This is a genomic window from Pseudomonas sp. SJZ078 (assembly GCF_007828255.1).
GTDB lineage: Bacteria > Pseudomonadota > Gammaproteobacteria > Pseudomonadales > Pseudomonadaceae > Aquipseudomonas.
Genome location: NZ_VIUG01000001.1, coordinates 218,817 through 240,712 on the forward strand (window position 1 = coordinate 218,817; position 21,896 = coordinate 240,712).

The 21,896-nt window shown below is 62.1% G+C and carries 14 protein-coding genes; 11 read left to right on the forward strand and 3 right to left on the reverse strand.

The window, feature by feature from the left end; genetic code table 11:
* Positions 1–185 precede the first annotated feature (185 nt).
* On the reverse strand, positions 186–1,640 hold the full coding sequence (locus FBY02_RS00910) for an MFS transporter (protein ID WP_144922097.1): 1,455 nt from the start codon (positions 1,638–1,640) through the stop codon (positions 186–188).
* A 127-nt stretch (positions 1,641–1,767) separates the two neighbouring features.
* Here FBY02_RS00910 and FBY02_RS00915 point away from each other — a divergent pair, with 127 nt between their 5' ends.
* The 8 genes from FBY02_RS00915 (at position 1,768) to FBY02_RS00950 (ending at position 14,715) form a co-directional block, all read left to right on the forward strand.
* A complete protein-coding gene (locus tag FBY02_RS00915; protein WP_144922102.1) occupies positions 1,768–2,676 on the forward strand; it encodes a LysR family transcriptional regulator in 909 nt (302 codons plus the stop codon).
* Between the two features lie 330 nt (positions 2,677–3,006).
* A complete protein-coding gene (locus tag FBY02_RS00920; protein ID WP_144922107.1) occupies positions 3,007–4,464 on the forward strand; it encodes a serralysin family metalloprotease in 1,458 nt (485 codons plus the stop codon).
* 123 nt (positions 4,465–4,587) lie between these two features.
* The gene (locus FBY02_RS00925) at positions 4,588–5,010 is read left to right on the forward strand and encodes an AprI/Inh family metalloprotease inhibitor (protein ID WP_144922110.1); all 423 of its coding nucleotides are present in this window, start codon (positions 4,588–4,590) and stop codon (positions 5,008–5,010) included.
* A gap of 152 nt (positions 5,011–5,162) precedes the next feature.
* Positions 5,163–6,938: a type I secretion system permease/ATPase gene (locus FBY02_RS00930; RefSeq protein WP_144922113.1), complete on the forward strand. Its 1,776-nt coding sequence runs from the start codon at positions 5,163–5,165 to the stop codon at positions 6,936–6,938.
* A complete protein-coding gene (locus tag FBY02_RS00935) occupies positions 6,935–8,269 on the forward strand; it encodes an HlyD family type I secretion periplasmic adaptor subunit (protein ID WP_144922117.1) in 1,335 nt (444 codons plus the stop codon). Before FBY02_RS00930 ends, FBY02_RS00935 begins: the two co-directional genes overlap by 4 nt.
* 13 nt (positions 8,270–8,282) lie before the next feature.
* Entirely contained in the window at positions 8,283–9,620 is a 1,338-nt protein-coding gene (locus FBY02_RS00940) for a TolC family outer membrane protein (protein ID WP_144922120.1), read from the forward strand.
* 79 nt (positions 9,621–9,699) lie between these two features.
* Complete coding sequence (locus FBY02_RS00945; RefSeq protein WP_144922122.1) at positions 9,700–12,792, forward strand: autotransporter serine protease; 3,093 nt, start codon at positions 9,700–9,702, stop codon at positions 12,790–12,792.
* Between the two features lie 72 nt (positions 12,793–12,864).
* Positions 12,865–14,715, forward strand: a complete 1,851-nt coding sequence (locus FBY02_RS00950; protein WP_144922125.1) for a polyurethanase — start codon at positions 12,865–12,867, stop codon at positions 14,713–14,715.
* A 336-nt stretch (positions 14,716–15,051) separates the two neighbouring features.
* On the opposite strand, the gene FBY02_RS00955 is transcribed toward FBY02_RS00950, so the two are convergent.
* Positions 15,052–15,276: a YgdI/YgdR family lipoprotein gene (locus FBY02_RS00955; protein WP_024776392.1), complete on the reverse strand. Its 225-nt coding sequence runs from the start codon at positions 15,274–15,276 to the stop codon at positions 15,052–15,054.
* 216 nt (positions 15,277–15,492) lie between these two features.
* Between FBY02_RS00955 and FBY02_RS00960 the strand changes: the two genes are divergently transcribed.
* The 3 genes from FBY02_RS00960 to FBY02_RS00970 all read left to right on the forward strand — a co-directional run bounded on the left by FBY02_RS00960 (position 15,493) and on the right by FBY02_RS00970 (position 21,552).
* Positions 15,493–17,145, forward strand: coding sequence for a VRR-NUC domain-containing protein (locus FBY02_RS00960; protein WP_144922128.1), 1,653 nt, complete (start codon positions 15,493–15,495; stop codon positions 17,143–17,145).
* Complete coding sequence (locus FBY02_RS00965; RefSeq protein WP_144922131.1) at positions 17,142–19,478, forward strand: ATP-dependent DNA helicase; 2,337 nt, start codon at positions 17,142–17,144, stop codon at positions 19,476–19,478. Before FBY02_RS00960 ends, FBY02_RS00965 begins: the two co-directional genes overlap by 4 nt.
* Positions 19,479–19,623: 145 nt before the next feature.
* Entirely contained in the window at positions 19,624–21,552 is a 1,929-nt protein-coding gene (locus tag FBY02_RS00970; RefSeq protein WP_144922136.1) for a PAS domain-containing sensor histidine kinase, read from the forward strand.
* 67 nt (positions 21,553–21,619) lie between these two features.
* On the opposite strand, the gene FBY02_RS00975 is transcribed toward FBY02_RS00970, so the two are convergent.
* On the reverse strand, positions 21,620–21,853 hold the full coding sequence (locus tag FBY02_RS00975) for a hypothetical protein (RefSeq protein WP_144922141.1): 234 nt from the start codon (positions 21,851–21,853) through the stop codon (positions 21,620–21,622).
* Positions 21,854–21,896: the final 43 nt, after the last annotated feature.

The window sequence follows — 21,896 nt, forward strand, 5'->3', positions numbered from 1 at the left end:
CCACCTTCTTCATCAAGCGCTTCCGTTTGCTTTTATCAGGAAGGAAGAGCCCTCATGGCCCTACCAGTGAAAACTAAAAATAGCACCTGATAATGAAAGTCATGTAGCTTTTTTCAGTCTGTTTTGCGATTGGTTCACTTTTTTTGATCTGGATCACGACTTAAAGGCCAAGGCTCAGAATGCCGTCACCCTTTTTCCGACGAAGGCTGCTGCTCCTCCAACGGCTCTGGCGCGCGGTATTGCAGGGCGATGAACAGGGCTACGACTACCATCGACAAAGCGGCGGCGAAGGTGAAATGCAGGCCGTTTGTGACCTCCCCAGGGCTGGCTGCGGAGACGCCGCTCGTCGGTAATGCCGACGCGAATATCGCACCGAGCACCGATGCACCGGTAAAGAACCCCAAGTTGCGCGAAAGATTGAGCAATCCGGCAATGACGCCGCGCTTTTGTGCAGCGATATCCGCCATCACGGCGGTGTTGTTGGCGGTCTGGAACAGTGCGTAGCCCAGCGTAGTGACCACGATGGCCATGATATAACCACCCATGCCCAACGCCGGTGACACCAGCGCCAGCGCTGAGCAGCCCAGTACCATGGTCGCCAACCCGGCAAGCCGCATGGGGCGCACGCCGAACCAGTCCACAAGGCGCCCGGCAGGCACACCGGCCAGTGCGGCAACGCAGGGGCCGACGGCCAGTACCAACCCCACCAGTGTGGTCGGCAGGCCAAGGCTTATGGACAAGTAGAAAGGCGCTACCAGCAGCGTCGCCATCATGACAGTGGCGACCAATGCACTTGTCGCCAACCCCGAAACCAGCAGCCGGTCGCGGAACAACGCCAGAGGGATCAGCGGCGACGTCACCCGGCGCTGGCTCAGGACAAACAGCGCGCCGCCAAGGATCGCCATCAGCAACAGGGCGATATTGATTCCGCCAAAATTGCCGCGGCCTAGGGTCATGGCCAGTGCATAGGCGCCCAGTGCCGTCGCCAGCAGTACCGTGCCGGTGATATCGAAGCTGGATGTTTCGGCATTTGTCTGCGGACGACGGATGGGCAGGGAGTGCCAGGCCAACAGCCACGTCAGCAGTCCGAGGGGGACGTTGACCAGGAAGATGGCATGCCAGCCGAAGACGCTGACCAGCGTACCGCCGAGCGAGGGCCCAAGGGCGGTGCCCACCGCTGATAGCGTGGCCAGCAAGCCCATGGCGCGACCGGTTCGGTCCTTGTCGACCGTTTCACCGACCAGGGCCAGTGTCAGGGCCATCATGACGGCCGCTCCCAAACCTTGAAGCGTCCGGCCTGCGATCAATAGCCCAAGAGAAGGGGCGAACCCACAGAGGACGGACGCCAGGGTGAACAGCAGAATCCCGGTCAGCAGCAGTTGCCGGCGTCCAACCAGATCCCCCAGGCGTCCGACGCTGACAATCAGCGTGGAGATCGCCAGCAGATAAGCCAGCACCACCCACTGGACCGCCTGGAAGGAGGCGTCGAACGCCTCGGCCAGGGCAGGCAGGCCGACGGTGGCAACGCTGGTGCCCAGCGAGGCGAGCAGGGTTGCCAGGGCAAGGCTGGTCAGCGCCCAGTGCGACGAGGGGGCCTGGGGAGCGCCGGTAATATCCGGCGGTGTATGGGCTGGTTTCATGCTGATCTCCGGAGCGGTTCACAAAAACGGACTGTCAGAACAGTACGCTCGGGCATAACATGGCGGAAGACGCAGCATTTGCACTTTATAGCTGCATATAACGCCACCTATCAGCCGAGTTCTGTCCATGTCCACTCCCGACCTCAATCTGTTGACCACCCTTGACGTGTTGCTGGCGGAAGGCAGTGTCGCTCGGGCGGCTCAGCGGCTACGCCTCAGTCCTTCGGCCATGAGCCGGGCGTTGGCGCGGTTGCGGGAAACCACCGGTGACCCGCTGTTGGTGCGGGCCGGCCGGGGGCTGGTAGCCACTCCCCGGGCCCTGGAACTACGCGAACAGGTCAGTCAACTGGTGCAGGACGCCCAGACGGTGCTGCGTCCGGTCCAGGCCCCGGACCTACGGCGCTTGAGCCGGACCTTCACGCTGCGTACCCGGGATGGGTTCGTTGAGAACTTCGGGATCGACCTGATTGCCCGCATCGGCGAAGAGGCCCCCGGTATCCGAATGCGCTTCGTGGACAAGGCTGACAAGAGCAGTACGGCACTGCGCGAGGGGACAGTGGACCTGGAAACCGCCGTCGTGGACAAGGACACTCGTCCAGAGCTGCGCACCCAGGCATTGTTCGTCGACCGTTTCATTGGGGTGGTACGCCAGGGGCACCCTCTGGCCCAGGCCGGCATGACTGCCGCTGCCTATGCGGCGGGCGGGCACATCGACGTCGCCTTGCGCGACCTCGACCACGGTCCCATCGACCGGGTATTGAGGTCATTGGGCCTGACACGCGAGATCCTCATCACCGTCCCGGGTTTTTCCACGGCACTGGGGCTGGCGCGGTCCAGTGACCTGATCGCCAGCGTGCCCGAACGTTATACCACTCGCTTGCGGGCCGGCTTGCACAGCTTTGCGCTGCCGTTCCCGGTGCCGGAGTTCACGATTGCCATGCTCTGGCATCCAAGAATGGACGCCGATCCGGTACACCGCTGGTTGCGTGGTTGTCTACGGGAGGTCTGCGGGCGTAAAACCGGGCAGAGCATATAGGCTACTAGTTCATATTAATTAATAGCATTTCACTGGCACTTAGTTGCTGAAAGTATCCTGATCGAGATAGAGCGATATTTAATATTTAAATAGAGTTTTGTCCGACAATTCTTGGTTGCTGGGCTGTGCTGCCTGTATTAACGGGACGAGCGCCTAGTGCTTCGCGTGTCGTCAGAGTTGTTGTTCATATGCGTCGAAAAAATTGCTAGACGTATGATTTCGAATTGTGTCAGTTTTCTTGCGTCCTCAATTGGGCGAGTGATAGGACGATCTCGCCAGAGATTGTCTGTCTGACAAAAACTGTTCCATTGCAAACAAGGAAGTGTGTTTATGTCGAAAGTCAAAACCAGCACTATCGATTCAGCCGAACAACTCCTCTGGGCAGCGCAATCACTGGCCGCGCCCAGTAACGCATTCAACCAGATCAATAGTTTCAGCCATCAATATGACCGTGGCGGCAATCTCACCGTCAATGGTAAACCCTCGTACTCGGTGGACGAGGCGGCTACTCAATTGCTGCGCGACGGCGCGGCGTATCAGGACAGGGACGGTAGCGGCAAGATCGAGCTGACCTATACCTTTCTCACCTCCGCGTCCTCCAGCACCATGAACAAGCACGGAATCAGCGGTTTCAGCCAGTTCAGTGCCCAGCAGAAGGGCCAGGCTGCGTTGGCCATGCAATCCTGGGCGGACGTGGCCAATGTCACCTTCACCGAGAAGAGCAGCGGTGGCGATGGGCACATGACCTTCGGCAACTACAGCGGCGGCCAGGACGGCGCAGCGGCGTTCGCCTACCTGCCGGGCACTGGCGCCGGCTATGACGGGACGTCCTGGTACCTTATCAACAGCAGCTACACCCAGAACAAGAACCCGGACCTGAATAACTATGGCCGGCAGACCCTGACCCACGAAATCGGCCACACCCTGGGCCTGGCGCACCCTGGCGACTACAACGCCGGCGAAGGCAGCCCGACCTACGATGACGCCACGTACGGCCAGGACACCCGTGGCTACAGCGTCATGAGCTACTGGAGCGAAAGCAATACCGACCAGAACTTCAGCAAGGGCGGGGTGGAAGCCTATTCCTCAGGTCCCTTGATGGATGACATCGCGGCGATCCAGAAGCTATACGGTGCCAACATGAGCACCCGTACCGGCGACACCACCTACGGTTTCAATTCCAACACCGGTCGCGACTTCCTCAGTGCGTCTTCCTCGTCGGACAAGGTGGTGTTCTCGGTGTGGGACGCGGGCGGTCGCGATACCCTGGACTTCTCCGGCTTCACCCAGAACCAGAAGATAAACCTCAATGACGCCTCGTTCTCAGACGTTGGCGGCATGGTGGGCAACGTGTCCATCGCCCAGGGCGCTACCATCGAAAATGCCATCGGCGGGTCAGGCAGCGATTTGCTGATCGGCAACGAAGTGGCCAACGAGCTCAAGGGCGGCGCCGGCAATGACATTCTCTGGGGCGGCGGCGGTGCGGACAAACTGTCGGGCGGTTCCGGGGCCGACACGTTCGTGTTCGCTGCGAGCTCCGACTCGCGGCCGGGTGCCACGGACCAGATCCTCGATTTCGTCAGTGGCCTGGACAAGATCGACCTGACCGGTATCACCAACGGCGCAGGCCTGCACTTCGTGAATGCGTTCACCGGTGCGGCGGGCGATGCGGTGTTGTCGACATCGGGTGGCAACAGCCTGTTGTCGGTGGACTTCTCCGGGCATGGCGTGGCCGATTTCCTGGTCAGTACCGTCGGCCAGGCTGCGGTTTCGGACATCGTGGCTTGATGTCCGCATGACGCAGGGTGGTGAGGGCAGGCTTGCCCCAGTAATGGGGCTGCGTTGCAGCCCAGCGGGAGCAAGCTCCCTCGCCACGATGCATTTCCAACTTTCATGAGCGAGTAGAAACCCATGCCCCGCAGTCTTCCGGCAGCCGCTTGGTTACTCGTTATGCTGATGTCGTTTTCTGGAGAAGTCGCCATGGCGCGCAGCCTGTTGTTAGCAGAACCCTCGCAGTTGGCCGGTCAGTGGCGTGCCGTTCTGGCAGGCCCCCAGGACGATGCACAAGCCCAGGCCCTGCAAGACAAGCCGTCGAATACCTGCGTCATCGAGCTCAAGGCGGACCAGACGGTGGGAGGGCAAACCGATTGCCTGGGTCACTGGCTTGGGGATGAGCCGCTGCACTGGTTTCCGGAGCCCGATGGTCTTTCGCTGCTTGGCAAGCAAGATGCCAGAGTTCATCTGGGGTTGCGCCAGGGCCAGCATTATCAAGTCAATTTGAAGTCAGGGTTGAGCGTTACGCTCGAGCGCGATATCCGAGAGAACGCGCGTTAACGTATTCGTACCGCCTGGACCTGTTTATCCGAATCCAAGCGCGCTTGTTCAGTCAAGCGCGCACTTTGGTGTGTTCTGGTTCAACTTAATAATAGATTGGCAAGTTAGAGAGTTTGCCAACTCTGTGACGAAGCCAAGAGCAGGGAAGAATAATGAAGAGGGCAAAGACGGTCGCCACTGTACCGCTGTTCAAGGCACTGGGCGATTATAAAAATATCCTGCTCAGTGTCGGTTGTTTTACCGCGCTGATTAATGTCCTGATGCTGGCGCCTTCCATCTACATGCTCCAGGTATATGACCGGGGCTTGTCATCGCAGAACGAAACCACCCTGGTGATGCTGTCGTTGATGGTGGTGGGATTCTTTGTCTTCATCGGGCTGTTGGAAATGGTGCGCAGCTTCATCGTCATCCGCATCGGCAGCCAACTGGAAAGGCGTTTCAACCTTCAGGTCTACAAGGCCGCGTTAGAGCGCAACCTGCTCCAGGGCGAAGGTAACGCCGGGCAGTCCCTGGGCGACTTGACCCATCTGCGCCAGTTCGTCACCGGCCCGGCGTTGTTCGCCTTCTTCGATGCCCCCTGGTTCCCGATCTATCTGCTGGTGATCTATCTGTTCAATGTCTGGCTGGGCGTGTTCGCCAGCGTCGGCACGCTGCTGCTTATCGGCCTGGCATGCCTGAACGAGGCCATGACCCGCAAACCGTTGGCACAGGCCAGCGGCTACTCGCAACAGTCCAGTCAGTTGGCCACCAGCCACCTGCACAACGCCGAATCGATCCAGGCCATGGGCATGCTCGATGCGTTGCGCAACCGTTGGTTTACCGTGCACTCGCGTTTTCTCGGCCTGCAGAACCAGGCCAGTGACACCGGCGCGGTCATCAGCGCCTTCAGCAAGGCCCTGCGCCTGTGCCTGCAATCGCTCGTGCTGGGTCTGGGGGCGCTGCTGGTGATCAAGGGCGACATGACCGCCGGGATGATGATTGCCGGTTCGATCCTGATGGGCCGGGTATTGAGTCCCATCGACCAATTGATTGCCGTGTGGAAGCAGTGGAGCGGCGCGAAGCTGGCCTACCGCCGTCTCGATGCCTTGTTGCAGGCCTATCCACCCCAGGACGATGCGATGCCGTTGCCACCGCCCAAGGGCCAGGTGAGCTTCGAGCAGGTCAGCGCCGGACCGCCGGGGCAGCGCCAGGCGACATTGCATCAAGTAAGTTTCAGTCTCGCTGCCGGCGAGGTGCTTGGCGTCCTGGGGGCCTCGGGCTCCGGCAAGTCCACCCTGGCCCGTGTGCTGGTAGGTGTGTGGCCGATCCTCGGAGGTGCGGTACGGCTGGACGGGGCCGATATCCATCGTTGGAACCGTGATCTACTCGGCCCGTTTATCGGCTACCTGCCCCAGGACATCGAGCTGTTCAGCGGCAGCATCGCCGAGAACATCGCCCGCTTTCGCGAGGCCGACCCGCAGAAGGTCGTCGCTGCCGCGCAGCAGGCCGGGGTGCATGAGCTGATCCTGCGCATGCCTCAAGGCTACGACACGGTACTGGGGGAGGACGGTTGCGGCTTGTCCGGCGGGCAGAAACAACGGGTCGCCCTGGCCCGGGCCCTGTATGACCGGCCGAGCCTGGTGGTGCTCGATGAGCCCAACTCCAACCTGGACACTGTCGGCGAGGCGGCGCTGGCCAGCGCCATCGCGCAGATGAAAGCCCAGGGCACCAGCGTCGTGCTGGTGACACACCGCTCCTCGGCACTGGCCCAGGCCGACAAGTTGCTGGTGCTCAACGAAGGTCGGCTGCAAGCGTTCGGACCGAGCCAGCAAGTGCTGCGTGCGCTATCCGGCCAGTCGGAAACCCCGCGGGACAAACCCCAGCCGACGCCCAGCGGTTTGAGCATGAGCCGTCAGTACCAGGCCGCCGGCAAGCCCGGCAACGCATGAGCAAGGATCGCGACATGAACCTGGAACACACTCGACTCCCCGAGCGTCCCGAACGTGACGCCGGTTTCTTCATGCGCCTGGGCTGGGCCCTGGCGATCCTTGGCGCCGGCAGTTTCTTCACCTGGGCCAGCCTGGCCCCGTTGGACCAGGGCATTCCCGTGCAGGGCACGGTGGTGGTTTCCGGCAAGCGCAAGGCGGTGCAATCGATGAGCAGCGGCATGGTCAGTCGGATCCTGGTGCGCGAAGGTGAAGCGGTCAAGCAAGGCCAACCGTTGTTTCGCCTGGATCAGACCCAGGCCGCGGCGGATGTGCAATCGCTGCAAGCCCAGTATCGGATGGCCTGGGCCAGCCTGGCGCGCTGGCAAAGCGAGCGGGACAACCTGGCACAAGTGAGTTTTCCGAGCGTGTTGAGCCAGGACCCGGACCCTCGCCTGGCATTGGTGCTTGAAGGCCAGCGACAACTGTTCAGCAGCCGCCGCGAAGCCTTCGCCCGGGAACAGGCCGCATTGCGTGCCAGCATCGACGGCGCCACCGCGCAACTGGCGGGGATGCGCCGGGCCCGTAGCGACCTGACCGCCCAGGCCGAGTCCCTGCGCCTGCAACTGGGCAATCTGCAGCCCTTGGCGGATAACGGCTATATCCCGCGCAACCGCCTGCTGGATTATCAACGGCAACTGTCCCAGGTGCAGCAGGAACTGGCGCAGAACAGTGGCGAAAGCGGCCGGGTGGAGCAGGGGATCATCGAATCCCGACTGAAGCTGCAGCAACACAGCGAGGAATATCAGAAGGAAGTCCGCAGCCAATTGGCCGAGGCCCAGCTCAAGAGCGAAACCCTGCAACAGCAGCTCACGTCGGCCGGCTTCGAGTTGCAACACAGCGAGATCCTCGCCACCGCCGATGGCATCGCCGTCAACCTCGGGGTGCACACCGAAGGTGCGGTGGTGCGCCAGGGCGACACCTTGCTGGAGATCGTGCCCCAAGGCACCCGGCTGGAGGTGGAAGGGCACCTGCCGGTGAACCTGATCGACAAGGTCGGTATCCATCTGCCCGTGGACATCCTGTTTACCGCCTTCAACCAGAGCCGCACGCCGAGGGTGGCGGGTGAGGTCAGCCTGGTGTCCGCCGACCAGATGATCGATGAAAAAACCGGCACGCCGTACTACGTGCTGCGCAGCAGCGTGGGCGAGGCAGCGCTGGAAAAACTCAATGGCCTGGTGATCAAGCCCGGGATGCCAGCGGAAATGTTCGTGCGCACCGGCGAGCGTTCACTGCTCAACTACCTGTTCAAACCGCTGCTCGACCGGGCCGGCTCTGCGTTGACCGAGGAATAAGGATGTCCGGTGTATGAAGTGTTTCTATGGGTTGGCACTGCTGGCCGCTTCTATTTGCAACAGTGCCTGGGCCATGGGGCCGTTCGAATTCTACGAACAGGCCCTGCGCAACGACCCGGTCTATCTCGGGGCAATCAAGGAGCGCGACGCGGGCCTGGAAAACCGCGCCATCGGCCGCGCCGGGTTGCTGCCGCACCTGGGTTACAGCTACAACAAGGGCCGCAACCAGTCCAAGGTCACCTACCTCAATGACCGTGGTGCCAGCCAGCACGACGACCGCAACTACAGCAGTTACGGCTCCAGCCTGACCCTGCAACAGCCGCTGCTGGATTACGAGGCATACGCGGCCTATCGCAAAGGCGTGGCGCAGGCGCTGTTCGCCGATGAAAACTTCCGCGGCAAGAGCCAGGAGTTGCTGGTGCGGGTACTGAGCCACTACACCCAGGCGCTGTTCGCCCAGGAACAGATAAACATTGCCCAGGCGAAGAAGAAGGCCTTCGAACAGCAGTTCCACCAGAACGAGCACCTGTTCCGCCAGGGCGAAGGTACCCGAACCGATATCCTCGAGGCCGAGTCACGCTACGAACTGGCCACCGCCGAAGAGATCGAAGCGCACAACGAACAGGACGCTTCCCTGCGGGAACTGGGTTCGCTGATCGGCGTGCCCACCCTGGCCATCGGCGACCTGGCCCCGTTGAACGAAGGCTTCCAGACCTTCGCCTTGCAGCCCGCCGGTTTCGATACCTGGCATGAACTGGCCGTGAGCAACAACCCCAACCTGGCCTCCCAGCGTCAGGCCGTGGACGTTGCGCGCTACGAGGTGGAGCGCAACCGCGCCGGGCACCTGCCCAAGGTCAGCGCCTACGCGACGATGCGCCAGAACGAGTCGGAAAGCGGCAACACCTACAACCAGCGCTACGACACCAACACCATTGGCCTTGAAGTCAGCGTGCCCTTGTATGCCGGTGGTGGCGTCTCGGCCTCGACCCGCCAGGCCAGCCGCACCATGGAACAGGCCGAATACGAGCTGGACGCCAAGACCCGGGAAACCCTGATCGAACTGCGCCGGCAGTTCAGCGCCTGCGTGTCGGGGGTGAACAAGCTGCGGGCCTACCAGAAAGCCCTGGTCTCCGCCGAAGCGCTAGTGGTGTCGACCCGGCAAAGCATTCTGGGTGGTGAGCGGGTCAACCTCGACGCACTCAACGCCGAGCAACAGCTCTACACCACCCGCCGCGACCTCGCCCAGGCCCGCTACGACTACCTCATGGCCTGGGTCAAATTGCATTACTACGCCGGCACGTTGGGGGAGCAGGACCTGGCGAAGGTAGATGAGGCCTTTGTAACCCGCTGATCCCCTCGCCACAGGAGGCCAGTGCAAGCCCCAAGGGACGGGAAAGCTACAGGACTTTTGCAACAACTAAGGATGGTTCATGAAAATCGATAACAACAAGCAACCCGGAAAAACGCGCAGCCTGTTTCTCCTAAAGACCTTGAATCACGCCGTGCTCTGCGCAGTGGCAACCCTGGGCACGGCCCAGGCGGCGCCTTATGTCGAGGGCGGCAGGGCTGGGGACCCGAATAGCTGGCGCAGCGCCGAATTCAACGCCGAATGGGGACTGGGCGCGATCAATGCACAGCAGGCTTACGCCGCCGGTTACACCGGCAAGGGCGTCAAACTGGGGATCTTCGACCAACCGGTCTATGCCGCGCATCCGGAGTTTTCCGGCACCAATAAAGTCGTGACCCTGGTCACCAGCGGCATCCGCGAATACACCGACCCATACATTCCGGTGAAGGCCGGTGACCCGTTTCGTTACGACGGCTCACCCACGGTGGGCTCCGACGGCAAGCTGGGCTCCCATGGCACCCACGTCGGCGGGATTGCCGCCGGCAGCCGTGACGGTAGTCCGATGCACGGCGTGGCGTTCGACGCGCAGATCATCAGCGCCGACAACGGCGACCCCGGCCCGGAGGACGGCATCATCCTCGGTAACGATGGCGCGGTGTACAAGGCCGGTTGGGACGCACTGATCGCCAGCGGCGCGCGGATCATCAACAACAGTTGGGGCATCGGCATCACCGACCGCTTCGATCAGGGCGGCCGGGATCCGGCCTTCCCGCACTTCACCGTGCAGGATGCGCAGTTGCAGTTCGACCAGATCCAGCCGTTGCTGGGCACCCGGCCGGGCGGCGCCTACGAAGGCGCCATCGCCGCCGCCCGCAGTGGAATCGTGACCATATTCGCCGCCGGCAACGACTACAACCTCAACAACCCCGATGCCATCGCAGGCCTGGCGTACTTCGTGCCGGACATCGCGCCGAACTGGCTCACGGTCGCCGCCTTGCAGGTGAACCCCGACACCAGTAGCCCCGATCCCTACACCATCAGCACGTTCTCGTCGCGCTGTGGCTATACCGCCAGTTTCTGCGTATCGGCGCCGGGCACCCGGGTTTACAGCGCCGTGATCGGCGGTACCGGCGCCGATGACCTGACGGTGGGTTATGGCAACAAGAGTGGTACCTCCATGGCGGCGCCCCATGTCGCCGGCAGTGTGGCGGTGTTGATGGAGCGCTTCCCCTACATGACCGGCGCCCAGGTCGCCAGCGTGCTGCGCACCACGGCCACCGACATGGGCACCCCTGGCGTCGATTCGCTGTACGGCTGGGGCATGATCAACCTGGGCAAGGCCATCGACGGTCCGTCGATGCTGGTGACCGAGCAGGACATTCCCGTGGAATTGCGCGTCGACGGCGCCTACGGTTCCGGGCAGTTCGTGGCGGACCTGCCGGGCGTCGGTGCGATCGTCGATGCCGGTAAACCCACGCAACGGGTGTGCAGCGGACTCCAGTGCGGGCTGGATGTGTGGCGCAACGACATAGCCGGTCACGGTGGTCTGACCAAGGAAGGCATCGGCACCTTGGTACTCACCGGTGACAATACCTACAGCGGGCCGACCCTGGTCAACGAGGGGCGCCTGGCAATCAACGGTTCACTGGCGTCGGCCGTGACCGTCAATGACGGCGGGGTAGTGGGCGGGAACGGACGCATCGCCAGCCTGATCGCCAACCAGGGCGGCAACGTGGCGCCGGGCAACTCCATCGGTACGTTGCAGGTGGCCGGGGACGTGACCTTTCAACCGGGTTCGGCCTACGCGGTGGAAGTATCGCCGACCGCCAGCGACCTGATCATTGCCGGCGGCAAGGCCACGGTCGACGGCGCGACAGTGGCCTTATCCCTGGAAAACAGCCCGACGCTGCTGGCCGCCAGCGGGGTGAACAACCTGCTGGGGCGCCAGCTCGACATCCTGCAGGCCGCCGGCGGTATCGAAGGGCGTTTTAGCGAGGTGCTGCCCAACTATGCGTTCCTCGGCGGTAACCTGGCGTACTCCGCCAGCGGCGTTCAACTCACGGTGGCGCGCAACGCGGCATCGTTCAGCAGCCTCGGCCTGACCCCCAACCAGCGTTCCGTAGCGTCCGCGGCCGAGCAATTAGGCGCCGGCAACGCCCTCTACGAAACCTTATTGCTGTCGTCCAGCACCGCCGTGGCGCAACAGGCATTCCAGCAATTGTCCGGCGAGATCCATCCAGCCGTCGGCACCTTGTTGATCAACCACAGCCGTTACCTGCGAGATGCCGTGGGTGACCGCCTGCGCCAGGACGCGCTGTACGATGCCAATACGCCAACCGACGCTGACAGCAACCTCTGGGTCAAGGCGCTCGGCGCCTGGGGCAAAAGCGACGGTGGGCATGACAATGCCAACTCCAACAGCTCCATCGGCGGGCTGCTGATCGGTGGCGACGGCTTGATCAGCGAAGGGACACGGCTGGGCTTCGTCACTGGATACAGCGACAGTTCATTGAGCATGGGCGATGGCACGCATTCGTCGGCCGAGGTCGACAGTTATCACCTGGGGGCCTACCTGGGGCATGAGATCGACGCGCTGCGCCTGAGCGTCGGTGGCGCCTACAGCTGGCATCGCATCGACGTCAAACGTGAGTTGCAGTGGGCCGAGGTCAGTGGCCGGGAGAAAACCAAGCGTGATGCCCGCACCGGCCAGGTCTTCACTGAAGCGGCCTATCGCCTCGACTTGCAACCCATGGTCCTGGAGCCGTTCGCCAACCTGGCCTATGTGCACCTGGACAGCGACAGCTTCCATGAGAAAGGCGACAGCGCAGCCCTGCACGGTGGCGATGACCGTCGCGATGCGCTGCTGTCGACGCTGGGCGTGCGGGCCAGCCACAGCCTGGCGCTGTCGCGGACCCAGCAACTGCAACTCTCCGGCTCCCTGGGCTGGCAGCACAACTTGAGCAACACCCGTTCCGAACAGGACCTGGCGTTTGCCGGCAGCACAGACACCTTCGCGGTGCAGAGCGTGTCCATGGACCGCAACGCCGCGGTGATCGGCGCTCGGGCAGGGCTCGCGGTGGCCAGGGATGTGCGCGTCAACCTGGACTACAACGGCGTGCTCGGTGCCCGGGATAAAAGCCATGGCGTCGGGCTGACCCTGGATTGGCAGTTCTGAGCCGAGGAGAAACGGCCGGCTGGCCCCTTCACTTTGCACCTATTCCAACAACAAAAAGAGAGGCAGCAACACATGGGTATCTACGACTACAAGAACCTCGGCACCACCGAGTCCAAGGCATTGGTCAGTGATGCGATGGCGATCATGCTGTATTCCTACCATAACCTCGACAACGGCTTCGCTTCCGGCTACCAGCACAATGGCTTCGGTGCCGGTCTGCCGGCGACCCTGGTCACGGCGCTGTTGGGCGGCACCGATTCCCAGGGAGTGATCCCCGGCGTGCCGTGGAATCCCGACTCGGAAAAGCTTGCCCTCGAAGCGCTGCAAAAGGCCGGCTGGACTCCCATCAGTGCCTCGCAACTGGGCTACGCCGGCAAGGTGGATGGTCGTGGAACGTTCTTTGGTGAGAAGGCCGGCTACACCACCGCGCAAGTGGAGATCCTTGGCAAGTACGACGCCCAGGGTCATCTACAGGAGATCGGCGTGTCGTTTCGTGGTACCAGCGGCCCCCGGGAAAACCTGATCACCGATTCCATCGGCGATGTAATCAACGACCTGATGGCCGCCCTGGGGCCCAAGGATTATGCGAAAAACTACGCCGGTGAAGCCTTCGGCAACCTGCTTGGGGATGTCGCCAGGTTTGCCCAGGCCCACGGCTTGACGGGCAAGGACGTGCTGGTCAGCGGTCACAGCCTCGGCGGGTTGGCGGTCAACAGCATGGCGGACTTGAGCGCGGACAAGTGGTCGGGGTTCTACAACAGCGCCAACTACATCGCCTATGCCTCACCGACCCAGAGCGGCACCGACAAAGTGCTGAACATCGGCTATGAAAACGACCCGGTCTTCCGGGCGCTGGACGGCTCGACGTTCAATCTGGCGTCGGTGGGCATGCATGATGCGCCACAGGAATCGGCCACCAACAACATCGTCAGCTTCAACGACCACTACGCCTCCACGGCCTGGAACGTGTTGCCGTTTTCCATCCTCAATATCCCCACCTGGATTTCCCATCTGCCCACCGGTTATGGCGATGGCATGGGACGGATCATGGGGTCGGCGTTTTACGACCTGACCGAAAAAGATTCAACCATCATCGTTGCCAACCTGTCGGACCCGGCCCGGGACAATACCTGGGTGCAGGACCTCAATCGCAACGCCGATGCCCATACCGGCAGCACCTTCATCATTGGCAGCGACCAGGCCGATCTGATCCAGGGTGGCCAAGGCAACGATTACCTGGAAGGCCGCGCCGGCAACGATACGTTCCGCGACAGCGGTGGCTATAACGTGATCCTGGGCGGGCAGGGCACCAACAGTCTGCACTTGCAGCAGTCGGTGAAGAATTTCAGCTTCGCCCATGACGGGGCCGGAACACTGTATATGCGTGATGCCCACGGCGCGATCAGCATCACCCGCGACATCGGTACGCTGGTCAGCCAGGAGCCCGGATCGCTCTGGGGAATGCTCAAGGATGAGGTGAGCCACAGCATCACCGCCAACGGCCTGTTGACCGGGGGCAACCTGACCGCGTACGCATCAGCGGCCAACGGCAGCGCGGCTGACGATACTCTGGTGGCGCGGGGCGCCGGTGACTGGCTGTTCGGCCTGGAGGGTAACGACCGGTTGCTGGGCGGTGCCGGGAACGACACGTTCGTCGGTGGTTCGGGCAATGACCAGATGCAATCGGGCGGCGGCAACGATACCTTCATCTTCAACGGCGTGTTCGGCCAGGACCGGATCAGCGGTTATGACGGAGGGGACACGTTGGTGTTCATTGGCGTACAGGGGGCCGGGGCGGGTTATGACTACAGCCAGCACCTGTCGCAGGTGGGCGCCGACACGTTGCTCACGGTGGGCGACAGTTCGGTGACTTTGGTGGGGGTAGGGTTGGGGCAGGTTGGGGAGAACATTGTGTTCGCCTGATGCCTCTGTGGAGCTGAGCTTGCTCGCGATAGCGGTGGACCTGCTTGCAGCGGTGTTGAATGTGCCGCCATCGCGAGCAGGCTCGCTCCCACATTATCTGGCGGTGACCGTGATTCCGTGATCACCGAAGATCCCCTGTGGGAGCGGGCTTGCCCGCGAAGGCGGCAGTACAGTCAACCTTTAAGTGACTGGTTCACCGCTTTCGCGAGCAAGCCCGCTCCCACATTGTCCGGCGGTGACCGTGATTCCGTGATCAAGCCCGTGGGAGCGAGCCTGCTCGCGATGGCGGCCGTGCGGTCGCAAAATGGTGTCGGCTGACACTCGCCCACAGAGGGTTCAGTCTTCCTTGCGAATCGTCGCCACGTCATCGGCGCGCACCCGGACCTTCTTGCCGGCAATGTCTTCGAACTCGTAGAAGCCGTCGGACGTGCGGGTGTTGGGGGTGTCCTTGGTCAAATACTGGGTACCGTTCTGCAAGGTCACGACGGTCGGCGTCGAGCAACCGGCCAGCGCCAGGAACGCCGCGGCAGCCAAAGGCAGGCCCAGAAATCTGATATTCATATCCATACCTCTCGATCAAAAGGACGCAGCTCATCCGGCCGCGCCATCACTGTAATCAACCGCCATTGGTCCTGCTTACTGTAGGAAAGTTCATCGTCCACCACGGGATTTCACCTTTTAATTGAGGGAACCACTCATCCTTTGCTGTTGCCCGTGTCCTCCGTTGCTGGTATCTGTACGCATAACCAGTATTTCAGCACCATGGCGCTTTTTCCCGTGACAGCCAACCCTCTCGACGACCCCTTTTACTACCTGAACAATTTCCAGCAGGTGCTTGCCTGGCTGACGCAACGCTATGCCGACGTGCTCAGCATCGAGGAGCAGCGGTTCATCGACGACTTCGCGTCCTTGCCACGCTCGTCCCAAGGGCTGCTGGTGCGCATGGTGATGCGCAAGGGGTTACGCTTTCGGCACAGCAAATTGCATTACCTGGAAATCGGCGACATTGGCGCGGCGGTCGAGCCGCTGCTGGCCCTGGGCTGGGTTCAGGATCAGCAGCCCTTGAATCTTGTCGAACTGTTCGAAGTGCTGCTCAAGCCGGAAATCATCCTGTGCCTGGGCCACCTGATCGAACGCCCCAAGGCGAAAAAGACCGAATGGCTCCAGGCTTTGGGGGACCGCCTGGACGAAGCACAGTCATTCAATCAGTGGTGCCCGCAACTGCAGGACCGGTTGTACAGCCTGACGATCATGGAAACCTGCGACCGGCTGCGACTGATGTTCTTTGGCAACCTCTATCAGGACTGGTCGGAGTTCGTGCTGGCGGACTTGGGCATCTTTACCTATGAAACCGTGGCGTTCAGTGCCGAGTCCCGTGGCTTGCGCAGTCGTCAGGATGTCGATGCCTGTCTGTCCCTGCACGATTGCCAGCAGCGTTTCGAAGCCGGCGAGCCATTGCAAGACATCGTCGCCCAAGTCAATGCACTGGCCCTGGACAACCCATGGCTGGAGCGGCGGCGGGGCAAGTTGCTGTTCCAGATCGGCCAGCACGCCGAACGCATCGGCGATTTTGCCCAAGCCCTGTGCATCTATCGCGATTGCACCTACCCCGGTGCACGGCTGCGGATGATCCGCGTGCTGGAGCGCATCGGCGAGTACGTCCTGGCCCTGGAACTGGGTGAAATGGCTGCCCGCGCGCCGGAAAACGCCGCTGAAACCCAGGCATTGCTCAGGGTCCTGCCGCGTTTGCAACGCAAACTGGGCGGGCCGCCGGTGCCCCGTGCCGTGGCCCGGGAGGTGGAGCGGCTGGACCTGCACCTGCCCCGCGTCGATCCGGTCCTGTCGGTGGAGTATCACGTCCAGGCCCATTTGCACGACGACACCGCCCCGGTGCATTACGTCGAGAACAGCCTGATCAACTCGTTGTTCGGCCTGTTGTGCTGGCCGGCGATTTTCGCGCCGTTGCCGGGGGCGTTTTTCCATCCGTTCCAGCGCGGTCCGGTGGACCTGCTCAACGAGGATTTTCCCGTCCGCCGCGCCGAGCTGTTCTCAGCCTGCTTCGCGGAGCTCGACGACGGCCGCTATCGGGACACCATTGTCCGTCGCTATACGGAGAAATGGGGCATCCAGTCGCCTTTCGTGTTCTGGGGCGCGGTGTCCGAAGAATTGTTGCATCAGGCGCTCGATTGCCTGCCGGCCGAACACCTCAAGCACTGGTTCAATCGCTTGTTGCTGGACATCAAGGCCAACCGTGCCGGCATGCCGGACCTGATCCAGTTCTGGCCGCAGCACAAGACGTATCGCATGATCGAAGTCAAAGGCCCCGGCGATCGCCTGCAGGACAATCAATTGCGCTGGCTGGCGTTCTGTCACGAACATCGGATGCCGGTTGCGGTCTGCCATGTGCAATGGATGGAGCAGGGCGCATGACCCTGGAGCCGACCTACAGCATCGCCGTGCGGGCGTTATGCGAGTTCACCGCCAAGACCGGTGACCTGGACCTGCGCTTTACCCCGTCGCCCACGGCACTGGAAGGTATCGTTGGCCACCGCACCGTGGCGTCCCGGCGCAGCGAGACGTATCAGGCCGAGATCACTCTCGAAGGCCGTTACCGGAGCATGCGGGTCAAGGGACGGGCCGACGGCTACGATCCGCTGCGCAACTGCGTCGAGGAGGTGAAAACCTATCGCGGCGACCTGTCCGGGCAACCGGCCAATCATCGCCAGTTACACTGGGCCCAGGCGAAGATCTACGGCTGGTTGATGTGCCAGAAGCTGCAGCTGTCGCGCATCGACGTGGCTCTGGTGTATTTCGACATCGTCAGTGAGAAGGAAACCTGCCTGACGCAAGGCTTCGAAGCGACGCAGCTCGAAGCCTTCTTCGAACAGCAGTGCGCCTTGTTCCTGGCCTGGGCCGAACAGGAAATGGCCCATCGACAGGCGCGCAATGCCGGCGCACAAACGCTGGCCTTTCCCCACGCCGGCTTCAGGCCAGGACAGCGGCACCTGGCCGAGTCGGTGTTCAAGGCTGTCAGTACCGGACGGTGCCTGATGGCCCAGGCGCCTACCGGCATCGGCAAGACCGTTGGAACGTTGTTTCCGATGCTCAAGGCCCTGGCGCCGCAGCGATTGGACAAGGTGTTTTTTCTCACAGCCAAGACGCCGGGGCGCAGGCTGGCCCTGGATGCGGCGCGAGTGATCACCCATAGCGCGCCGTCGATGCCGCTGCGGGTCCTGGAAATGGTCGCCAGGGACAAAGCCTGTGAGCACCCGGACAAGGCCTGCCACGGTGAGTCCTGCCCGCTGGCCCGTGGCTTCTACGATCGCCTGCCCGCCGCCCGCGAGGCCGCCAGCAGGGTCACCTTGCTCGATCAGGCCGCTTTGCGCGAGATCGCGTTGGCCCATGGGATGTGCCCGTACTACCTCAGCCAGGAAATGGCCCGGTGGGCCGACGTGGTCGTTGCCGACTACAACTATTATTTCGATTTCAGCGCCTTACTGTTCGCCCTGGCCCAGGCCGATGGCTTGGCTGTCGCGACGCTGGTGGACGAGGCCCATAACCTGGTGGAACGGGGACGGCAGATGTACAGCGCCACTCTCGACCAGTCGACACTGGCCGCCGTGCGCAAAACCGCTCCCGAACCCCTGAAGAAGTCCTTGCAGCGGGTCAATCGCCAGTGGAACACCTTGCACGCTCCGCAGGTGGCGGCCTACCAGGCCTATGAGAAACCGCCGGAGAAACTGCTCCAGGCGCTGTCCCTGTGCGCCACGGCCATCGGCGATTACCTCAACGACCATCCCCAGGGCCTGGGCGGCGACTTGCAGGCGTTCTACTTCCAAGCCTTGCAGTTCGGCCGGGTGGCGGAATCGTTCAATGAGCATTTCCTGTTCGACATTCATAAGCGTGAACTCGGCCGTCAGCACAGCCTCTCCACCTTGTGCCTGCGCAACGTGGTGCCGGCCGGTTTCTTGCGGCCAAGGCTCACGGCGGCCCGCAGCTGTGTGCTGTTCTCCGCCACCCTGAGCCCGCGCCACTACTACGCCGACCTGTTAGGCACCCCGGCGGACACGGTGTGGATCGACGTGGAGTCGCCTTTCCATGCCGGACAACTGGACGTCCAGGTCGTCAGTCGGATCTCCACCCGTTTTGCCCACCGCCAGGCTTCGCTGGAGCCGATTGTCGGTTTGATGGCGCGCCAGTTCGGCGAGCGTCCCGGCAACTACCTGGCCTTTTTCAGCAGCTTTGATTACTTGCAACAGGTGGCCGGGCTGTTTGCCGAACGGTATCCGGACATCGCCATCTGGAGCCAATCCCGGGGCATGGACGAAGCATCCCGACAGGCCTTTCTCGAACGGTTCATGGAACACAGCCAGGGCATCGGCTTCGCGGTGCTGGGCGGTGCGTTCGGCGAGGGCATCGACTTGCCTGGCTCGCGGCTGATCGGCGCGTTCATCGCCACCCTGGGGCTGGCGCAGTTCAATCCGGTCAACGAACAGATCAAGCAGCGCATGGCCGCGATCTTTGGCGACGGATACGACTACACCTATCTGTATCCCGGCTTGCAGAAAGTCGTCCAGGCCGCCGGTCGCGTCATCCGCACCCAACAGGACCGGGGGGTGGTGATGTTGATAGACGACCGGTTCGGCGAAGCCCGGGTGCAGCACTTATTGCCGGTTTGGTGGTCTGTCAGTCAAGAACGCAGCAGTCCTCCTGTGGGAGCGGGCTTGCTCGCGAAAGCGGTGGTACAGCCAACACCAACATAACTGACCCACCGCTTTCGCGAGCAAACCCGCTCCCACAAAGGGATTTGCGTCGATTTCCATTTTTGCTCCCGCCGGTTGATAATTTTTCCGAGGCAGGACTTGCACCATACTTCGCAAAGAATCTACACGGACACCCCGGCCAAAAATGCTTGAGAACAATCAGAAGACTGCCCGCATCAACGAGGAACAGCGTTTTCGCCTGTTGATCGACGCCGTGGTCGATTACGCCATCTACATGACCGACCCTACGGGCATCATCACCAGTTGGAATTCCGGTGCCCGGCGCTTCAAGGGCTATGAAGAGTCCGAGATCCTCGGCCAGCATTTCTCCCGTTTCTATACCGAGCAAGACCGCGCCGCCGGCCTGCCGCAACGGGCGCTGGACACGGCTCTGCGCGAGGGCCGTTTCGAAGGCGAGGGCTGGCGGGTGCGCAAGGACGGTACGCTGTTCTGGTCCCACGTGGTCATCGACCCGATCATCGACAGCCAGAGTGGCGCCTTGCTCGGCTTTGCCAAGATCACCCGCGACCTGACCGATCGCAAGATGGCCGAGGAAACCCTCAAGCAAAGCGAGCAGCAGTTTCGACTATTGGTACAGAGCGTCACCGACTACGCCATCTACATGCTCGATCCTGACGGCCAGGTGACCAACTGGAACCAGGGGGCGCAGCGCATCAAGGGCTATCTGCCAGCGGAGGCCATCGGCCAGCATTTTTCGATGTTCTACACCCCCGAAGACCGTGAAAACGGTGAGCCACAGCGGGCGCTGAGCATCGCCGCCAGCGCTGGGCGCTTCGAGAAGAAGGGCTGGCGCATGCGCAAGGACGGTACACGGTTCATGGCTCACGTGGTCATCGATGCGATCCGCAGCGACACCGGCACGCTGCTGGGGTTTGCCAAGATCACCCGCGACATTACCGACGCCACCCAGGCGCAGTTGGCCCTTGAGCAGACCCGTGAGGCGTTGTTCCAATCGCAGAAGCTGCAAGCCATCGGTCAGCTCACCGGCGGCATCGCCCATGACTTCAACAACCTGCTCACGGTGATCCTCGGCAATCTGGAGATCGTGCGCAAACGCATGCCCAGTGACCCGAAACTTGGCCAACTGCTGGACAACGCGACCCAGGGCGCGCTGCGGGGTGTTTCACTGACCCAGCGGATGCTGGCCTTTGCCCGCCGGCAGAAGCTGACGTCCGAATCGGTCGAACTGGCGGCGTTGGTGCAAGGCATCAGCGGTCTGCTGCAAAGCTCCATGGGCCCGTCGATCCACATTCAGACCCGTTTCGCCGATGCGCTGTCGCCGGTCCTGGCGGACGTCAATCAGCTGGAGTTGGCCATCCTCAACCTGGCGACCAACGCCAGGGATGCAATGCCCCATGGCGGGCGCATCCTGATTGCGGCCAATGAGCGACGGGAAACCGGGGCACCGGAACTGCCCTTGAAGCCCGGGCGGTACGTCTGCCTGTCGATCACCGATGAAGGCGAGGGCATGGATGACGCGACGCTGGCGTCGGCCGTGGACCCGTTCTTCACCACCAAGGGGGTCGGCAAGGGTACGGGCCTGGGCTTGTCCATGGTGCATGGCCTGGCCGAGCAGTTGGGCGGTCGGTTGATTCTCAAGAGCCAGAAGGGTGTCGGCACTACCGCCGAGTTGTGGTTGCCGGTGGCTGATCACTCGGCATCGGAGACACCACCGGTCCAGGCGTCGGCGCCGTTGTCGCCCCAGGAATTGCTGGTGCTTGTGGTCGACGATGACAGTCTGGTGCTGACCAGCACCCGCTTGTTGATCGAAGACCTGGGGCACCGGGTGCTCTGCGCCCCGTCGGGCGCGCAGGCGCTGGAACTGTACGAGCGCAATCCGGACATCGACCTGGTGATCACCGACATGGCCATGCCGCAGATGGACGGTGCGCAACTGGCGAAGTTGCTGCGAGACCGACAACCCGCCTTGCCGGTGATTCTTGCCACCGGTTACGCCGAACGCCTGGAAGGCTTCGCCACACAACTGCCACGGCTGACCAAGCCGTTCAAACAGATTGACCTTGTGCAGGCTATTGGGCAGACGATGAAATAACCTGACTTGTGGTAACCCTTCTGTGGCGAGGGGATAAATCCCCTCGCCACAAGGGCGTGTCTTCTGACTATCCGGTGGTATTTTTCCTGAACCCCCGCAAATTCATCGCACACAAGCAGAACTGCAACACAATCAACGCATACGCATCCGAATGCAGCCCCCAGATCACCCACAGAATGTTGCTCGCGATGAAGCAACTGAAACCCATTACCCGTCGTCGCGGCTGGCGCGATCCGATCAGCCAGGCGGCGAGCACCGTCACCACCATCGCCGGCCACTGCACCCATCCAAGATAATCCACACCGCTGTCCTCACATGCCGTCGATGATCTACAGACCCTGGCC

Coding starts and splice junctions, on each gene's coding strand:
- FBY02_RS00910 (WP_144922097.1), bottom strand. CDS start 1,640: ATGAAACCAGCCCATACACCGCCGGATATTACCGGCGCTCCCCAGGCC.
- FBY02_RS00915 (WP_144922102.1), top strand. CDS start 1,768: ATGTCCACTCCCGACCTCAATCTGTTGACCACCCTTGACGTGTTGCTG.
- FBY02_RS00920 (WP_144922107.1), top strand. CDS start 3,007: ATGTCGAAAGTCAAAACCAGCACTATCGATTCAGCCGAACAACTCCTC.
- FBY02_RS00925 (WP_144922110.1), top strand. CDS start 4,588: ATGCCCCGCAGTCTTCCGGCAGCCGCTTGGTTACTCGTTATGCTGATG.
- FBY02_RS00930 (WP_144922113.1), top strand. CDS start 5,163: ATGAAGAGGGCAAAGACGGTCGCCACTGTACCGCTGTTCAAGGCACTG.
- FBY02_RS00935 (WP_144922117.1), top strand. CDS start 6,935: ATGAGCAAGGATCGCGACATGAACCTGGAACACACTCGACTCCCCGAG.
- FBY02_RS00940 (WP_144922120.1), top strand. CDS start 8,283: ATGAAGTGTTTCTATGGGTTGGCACTGCTGGCCGCTTCTATTTGCAAC.
- FBY02_RS00945 (WP_144922122.1), top strand. CDS start 9,700: ATGAAAATCGATAACAACAAGCAACCCGGAAAAACGCGCAGCCTGTTT.
- FBY02_RS00950 (WP_144922125.1), top strand. CDS start 12,865: ATGGGTATCTACGACTACAAGAACCTCGGCACCACCGAGTCCAAGGCA.
- FBY02_RS00955 (WP_024776392.1), bottom strand. CDS start 15,276: ATGAATATCAGATTTCTGGGCCTGCCTTTGGCTGCCGCGGCGTTCCTG.
- FBY02_RS00965 (WP_144922131.1), top strand. CDS start 17,142: ATGACCCTGGAGCCGACCTACAGCATCGCCGTGCGGGCGTTATGCGAG.
- FBY02_RS00970 (WP_144922136.1), top strand. CDS start 19,624: ATGCTTGAGAACAATCAGAAGACTGCCCGCATCAACGAGGAACAGCGT.